Genomic DNA, 5,309 nt, shown 5'->3' with positions numbered 1-5,309 from the left:
ATTTCAAAAGATGGGGTACTCCCTCCAATTTTGAAACAACCATTTTTTAGCCTGTAATTCTTTACAGCAAAGGATTACAGCGATTTTTAAGTTAAATTTTGCCGGACAATAATAAAAATATTTATCTCTTTTTATAGAAAGAATGCAATTTTATAAAAGATATTATTTAACTTTCGTATCAAATTATTTCACCATTACACAAACACACCTATTATGGCAAAAGCAAGCAAAAAAAAGATAGCGCCCAAAAAAGCAGTTGCTAAAAAGGCAACCCCCAAAAAGGTACTAAAAAAAGCTGCTCCTAAAAAAGTAGTTGCTAAAAAGTCAGTAAAAAAAGCTGCTCTTAAAAAGGTTGTTAAGAAAGCTACTCCCAAAAAAGCGGTGAAGAAAGCCGCTCCTAAAAAAGCAGTTGCTAAAAAAGCCACACCTAAAAAGTCAGTAAAAAAAGCTACTGCTCCTGTTGCAGCACCTACAGTAGTTCAGGAAATGGCAATGCCAATGGTAGAAGTAAGCCATACAGAAGCGAGCGAAAATAACACGCCCACTGCCGGCGCTTAATTCTAAACATTGCAACTAAAAATCAGTAAGCCTTCTCCTTAAATGGGAGACGGCTTTTTTATTGTAACCTAAACCTGAAAATGAATACCGCTGAGGTTTTACAGATTATAATTTAAAAAACTAATATGCATTAACCAAAGAATTATTTTCACACCAATGAAATCGCCATCCATCAATCGATTTACTTTTCATTGAGCTTATTCAATATCTTTAATTCACAAAACAACTGCCATGAATAAAATAATTAGCATATTTCTGCTATGCTGTTGTATACAACAGGCCTCTGCACAAAACAATGGTACCATCGCGGCCAAAACAGCGCACATGAAAGCCTATAATGGGTTCTTCCCTTTTTGGTGGGATGATGCAACCGGAAAAATATGGATGCTGGTTGATAAATCTGACACACAATTTTTATATGTAAACAGTTTGCCTGCAGGCATTGGTTCCAATGATTTGGGCTTTGACCGAGGGCTGATTGGCAATTCAAGAATTGTATCTTTCACCAAAGCAGGAAAAAAATTATTACTCATACAACCCAATGAGGCTTATAGGGCAACAACTAATGATAAAAATGAGCAACGAGCTGTTGCAGAATCGTTTGCACAATCTGTCTTAGGCAGTTTTGATATTGCAGCACAGGATGGCAATCAATATTTAATTGATGTAACCCCATTCTTATTACGCGATGCACAAGGTGTTGCTGCTAAAATAAAAGAAATGAAGCAGGGCACTTATCAGTTTAATGAAAGCCGATCGGCCATTTACTTACCCAACACAAAAAATTTTCCGCTGAATACTGAATTAGAAGCTACCATTACATTTACCGGTGGTGATGATGCAGGAAAAATGATTACCTCAGTTACCCCATCGAAAGAGGCTATTACCGTTAGAATGCACCATTCATTTGTACAATTACCCGATCATGGTTATACACCAAGGCGCTACGATATTCGCAGCGGCTATTTTGGAATGAGTTATTACGATTTTAGTAGTCCCTTTTCTGAACAAATTCAACAAATGTTTATTAACAGGCACCGGCTCATCAAAAAATATCCCAATCAGGCAATCAGCGAACCGGTAAACCCCATTATTTATTATGTAGATAATGGAACACCGGAACCCATTCGTTCCGCATTAATAGAAGGCGCTTCTTGGTGGAATGAAGCCTTTGAAGCCGCTGGTTTTAAAAACGCATTCCAAGTAAAAGTATTACCCGATTCGGCTGATCCGATGGATATTCGTTACAATGTTATTAATTGGGTACACCGCTCTACTCGAGGCTGGAGCTATGGCGCTTCTATTACCGACCCCAGAACCGGAGAAATTATAAAAGGACAGGTAACCTTAGGTTCTTTGCGTGTTCGGCAGGATTATTTAATTTATACTGCATTGCTTTCACCTTTTTCAACCACACAACCCGTTTCCTCTGTTATGCAAGCCACAGCCCTGCAGCGTTTACGGCAATTGGCCGCACATGAAGTTGGCCATACTTTGGGCTTACAACACAATTACGCTTCCAGCTACAACAACCGCGCTTCTGTAATGGATTATCCGCATCCCGATGTTTTTGTAAACAATAACAATGAAATTGATTTTTCAACCGCTTATACCAATGGCATTGGTGAATGGGATAAAAGGGCCATTACTTATGGATATGCCCAATTTAAACCCGGAACAAACGAACCTCGGGCATTAGATAGTATTTTAAAGAAGAATACAAAAGATGGTATTTTATTTATTGCCGATATGGATGCCCGTGCTACCGGAGGAATGCACCCTTATGCACATTTATGGGATAATGGAAAAGATGCGGTTGATGAATTGAATACATTGTTGAAAGTTAGAGCAAAAGCACTTGATAACTTTTCACAGCAAGCCATAACCGTTGGAACACCTTTGGCTAAATTAGAAGACGCATTGGTACCCTTATACAATTTTCATCGTTACCAATTAGAAGCCGTTTGTAAATTAATTGGCGGAATGAATTACAGTTATTCAGTTAGAGGTGATGCGTTACAACAAAAACCGGATATATTACCAATGGAAGTGCAACAAAAAGCATTGAATGGTGCATTGCAATGCTTATCGCCCAATGTATTAACGCTATCTAATCAAATTATTCAATTAATACCACCGCGTCCGCCCATGTATTACAATGTGGGTGAGTTATTTGAGAAAAGAACTGCGCCGGCGTTTGATGCATTATCGGCTGCAGAAGCCCTGGTAAATTTTGAGATGGGTTTTTTATTCAACCCCGAACGTGCCAATAGATTGGTAGAAAACAAAGCTATTGCGCATACGCTGGGTTGGGATGATGTATTGGATGCCATTATACAACAAACTTGGAAGGAACCCTTATCAAAAGATTTGGCTCTACAGATACAACTGCAAACACAACAACAGGTAATTAGCTGGCTACTGAATTTGTATCAGGATAAAAAAGCCAATTATGCGGTAAAAGCCATTTGTTACAGCAGGTTAACCGATTTAAAAAAATGGGCTGCCAGGCAAATTGCAGCGAGGCCAAGCTTAGCAGCACACTACAGCTATGCAGTTGAACGAGTAGAACATCCTGAAAAAATGCAACTGCCACAACCGGTTGAACCGCCACCAGGCGCCCCTATTGGGTGTAGTTGGGAGTAAGATTATTAAAAAAAGTGAAAAAATGCTATACTTTGTAATCATAGATATTTAATAAGTAATCAATACCATTTAATAAGTAATCAATACAAAACATATGATAAAGTAAAACACAATTATGCAAACAAAGCTTTTTTATCAATTGAATTTAAAAAATGATTGTACCTGCAAAAATGAGCTTACAAAAAGAGAAATGTTTGCTTGTTTTAAAAATCTTATAAAAGTATTATAAATATTTTCATCTGGCATAGGGTCCATTTTACGAAGTTCAATAAAAATTCTCCTTTTAGGTATAGTAAACCCGGTTTCAATATCTACCATTTTATTGAAGATAATTTCTATTTTGAAAAGCTTCATTTTCATTAGGTTATCCATATAGTTAGAAAAACTATATGGAATATTTCTCATAAATGAATCATAATATAAATAAAATGAATCAAAAGAATTTTCCCCTTTGTAATTATCAAAATGCACATATTTTTCCAGCAAAATGTTATTTCCATAGTGTATCGTAGCATATAAGTATGAACTATCCTTTGCCAGTGAATCTTTAAAATTATTTATCTGTCCGTAATGTGCATTTACTCTTAAAAACGAGTCAACCGGATAATAAACTCCATGAGAAGTATCATAAATAGAAGAAAAATAATACCCCAAAGAATCAAAATTCCTGAATAAAAAATAACGTTCAGAATTAAATATTTTTGCATTATTTTGGAAATTATATACTGGTTTAAGTTTATACAAAGTATAATTTTCTAATTTAAAAACTGAAATAGTATCATTAAAGTTTATATATTTAATTGAATTGAGACTATCTTTATTGGTTACATATATATCATAATAATCTATTATTTGAAAACCTGTAATCTTCCTATTTACCGAAGAATGAAAGCAATCAATTTTTGTATTTAAACTAAGTAACATTATAATTAATGTATATAATTTATTCATCTTTTAAAAATAAAACAACTCAAAAATTTATTTATGGTTTTGCAGGCCAACCAATGATTGTGGAATTATAATTAACACTTTGATCCAGTAAATTAGGAAGAGTACAATTACAAATTGGATGATAAGTAACATTAAAATCAAGTGACATACCCGCATATAAAACATTAGGGGTACCTGCTACAAACGAGGGGGTGCCAACTCCCTGATTAAATGATACCGCTCCACCAATTGGATTGCCGACCATTGTAATATTTTGATGTGTTAACGACTCCCAATTCCAAACATTACTTTGCTTATCTACTAATTTCACAATACCTGATTCTGAAGAAATTAGTTGAAAAGTGGGATTTGTAAGTATCACCCATTGCATAATTTTAGATTTCCGAAAGTCATCAACATCTCCAACCTGTGTAGAAACTGTATAGGAAGCTGTCGTAGAGTTTGAAACCAAATCAGTAAAAATCATAGCGCAATTTTCTGCACAATTAATATCATCAAGATAACCTGAACTGCCATCCATATTTATAATATCACCCAAATTTATGGTAAACTGGTAACTGCATTGGGGCATAACCCCAACTACTACGCTACCATCTGAATTAGAATATGCCCATGTATAATCCCAGCAAATATATGATATTATTAATCCGTTATTGGCAATATTATTTGTTGAAAGCTGCATTGATTTTTCAAGATCACTTAACAATTGTATATTTTTATTGGATGCACTAAATAAGCCCAAAAGTGTAGATGCAGAAAAAATAGTAGCTCCCTTGTTTCCATATTTCTGAACATAAGGCTGTGTATTATTTTTACTTACGATTTTGAATAAAATCTTATTATTACTGTATTTGTAAAAAAATATCAATGCATTAGTATTATTTTCCTCATTTATAACTGGAGTCACTAATGTATTAAATCCGTTTTGATTTTTTATGACAATTGAAATATCCCAAATGGGTATACCATATTTTTTAATTATACTGGATATATTATGTACTTTTTCATAGCTGTTAAATGAAAATATAACCAGATCTAATAAATTAACATCAGTTAATTTTCCATTTATTTTTTTAAATAATTCAAGTTTCCTATTTTAAACGATTGCTTTTACTTGAAAAGCTAAAACGAATAGTAATATTTTAAGTAAGAAT

At 34.2% G+C, this 5,309-nt stretch carries 4 protein-coding genes; 2 read left to right on the top strand and 2 right to left on the bottom strand.

The features are described 5' to 3' along the window. The first annotated feature begins 213 nt into the window (after positions 1 to 213). Together JK139_RS15235 and JK139_RS15230 are read left to right on the top strand one after the other, a co-directional pair. Positions 214 to 558: a hypothetical protein gene (locus tag JK139_RS15235; protein WP_074420519.1), complete on the top strand. Its 345-nt coding sequence runs from the start codon at positions 214 to 216 to the stop codon at positions 556 to 558. 231 nt (positions 559 to 789) lie between these two features. Further along, positions 790 to 3,204: a zinc-dependent metalloprotease gene (locus JK139_RS15230; RefSeq protein WP_074420520.1), complete on the top strand. Its 2,415-nt coding sequence runs from the start codon at positions 790 to 792 to the stop codon at positions 3,202 to 3,204. A 135-nt stretch (positions 3,205 to 3,339) separates the two neighbouring features. Here the strand turns inward: JK139_RS15230 and JK139_RS15225 are convergent, their stop codons facing one another. Together JK139_RS15225 and JK139_RS15220 are read right to left on the bottom strand one after the other, a co-directional pair. Beyond that, positions 3,340 to 4,155 carry a hypothetical protein gene (locus JK139_RS15225; RefSeq protein ID WP_074420521.1) on the bottom strand — a complete coding sequence of 272 codons (816 nt, stop codon included), beginning with the start codon at positions 4,153 to 4,155 and terminating at the stop codon, positions 3,340 to 3,342. A 31-nt stretch (positions 4,156 to 4,186) separates the two neighbouring features. Further along, positions 4,187 to 5,062: a hypothetical protein gene (locus JK139_RS15220; protein ID WP_074420522.1), complete on the bottom strand. Its 876-nt coding sequence runs from the start codon at positions 5,060 to 5,062 to the stop codon at positions 4,187 to 4,189. Positions 5,063 to 5,309: the final 247 nt, after the last annotated feature.

It is taken from the genome of Hydrotalea lipotrueae, from assembly GCF_019249625.1.
Taxonomy (GTDB): domain Bacteria; phylum Bacteroidota; class Bacteroidia; order Chitinophagales; family Chitinophagaceae; genus Hydrotalea; species Hydrotalea flava.
The sequence above is the reverse complement of the archived record's forward strand: the minus strand, read 5'-3'. Positions and strand labels throughout refer to the sequence as shown.

What these genes read in the sequence shown, in the direction of transcription:
- JK139_RS15235 (WP_074420519.1), top strand. Translation starts at nt 214, where the DNA reads ATGGCAAAAGCAAGCAAAAAAAAGATAGCGCCCAAAAAAGCAGTTGCT.
- JK139_RS15230 (WP_074420520.1), top strand. Translation starts at nt 790, where the DNA reads ATGAATAAAATAATTAGCATATTTCTGCTATGCTGTTGTATACAACAG.
- JK139_RS15225 (WP_074420521.1), bottom strand. Translation starts at nt 4,155, where the DNA reads ATGAATAAATTATATACATTAATTATAATGTTACTTAGTTTAAATACA.